Genomic DNA, 1,312 nt, shown 5'->3' with positions numbered 1-1,312 from the left:
AGCTGTACTCGACGGTGACCTCGATGCCCGCCGGGGCACCGTCCAGGTCCGTGCGCTCCACGAAGTTGAACCCCAGGTCGAACTTCGAGGCACCACCACCACCGTCCACCGGACGCGCCACCAGACCCGGAAGATCCAACGACGCCACCGCATTGTTCTGCAGCACGATCATCACCTGGAACAACGGATGACGCGCCATCGACCGCGACGGCTGCAACGCATGCACCAACTGCTCGAACGGCAGATCCTGATGCGCATACGCCGCAAGATCCGCCACCCGAACCCGCTCCACCAACTCCCCGAACCCCGGATCCCCCGACACATCCGCCCGCAACACCAGCGTATTGACGAAGAACCCCACCAACTCGTCCAACGCCGCATCCGTACGACCCGCAATCGCCGTACCCAACGGAATGTCCACACCCCCACCCAACCGCGACAACAACCCAGACACACCCGCCTGCAACACCATGAACAGACTCGAACGCGACGACCGCGCCAACCCCACCAGCTCACGATGCAACCGCGCACCCAGCTCCACCGTCACCACACCACCGCGGTAACTCGAAACAGCCGGACGCACCCGGTCCACCGGAAGACTCAACTCATCCGGCAACCCCTCCAACACCCCACGCCAATACGCCAACTGACCGGCAATCGACGAACCCTCGTCCTCCTCACTCCCCAACACCTCACGCTGCCACAACGCATAATCCGCATACTGCACCGGCAACGGCTCCCACCCCGGAACCCCACCAGCCACACGCGCCCGGTACGCCACACCCAGATCCCGCGCCAACGGAGCCTGCGACCAACCATCACCAGCAATGTGATGCACCACCACACACAACACATGCTCATCCGCCGAAACCCGGAACAACCACGCCCGCACCGGCAGATCAACCGAAAGATCGAACCCCACCGACGCCACCGACGCCAAAGCAGAATCCAACCCCTCCTCCACCACATCAACCACCTCGAACGGCACCACCACATCCCCGGCCGCAACCACCTCCTGCCACGGCTCACCACCCACATCCGGGAAAACCGTACGCAACGACTCGTGCCGACCCACCACATCGACCAACGCAGCACGCAACGCCACCACGTCCAGCACACCCGACAACCGCACACCCAACGGAATGTTGTACGTCCCGCTCGGCCCCTCCATACGATTCAGGAACCACAACCGCCGCTGCGCGAACGACAACGGAACCCGATCCGGACGCACCATCGGCACCAACGCCGCACGCCCACCCACCGACGAACCCACCACACGCTCCGCCAACAACACCACCGTCTGCGCATCGAA

The 1,312-nt window shown here is 63.9% G+C and carries 1 protein-coding gene; it reads right to left on the bottom strand.

The window, feature by feature from the left end; translation table 11 throughout:
- Positions 1-1,312 (bottom strand): condensation domain-containing protein (locus ACWCXX_RS41415; protein ID WP_451136500.1); only part of this gene is annotated, 1,312 nt, incomplete at both ends.

The organism is Streptomyces sp. NPDC001732, assembly GCF_053596315.1.
The sequence above is the reverse complement of the archived record's forward strand: the minus strand, read 5'-3'. Positions and strand labels throughout refer to the sequence as shown.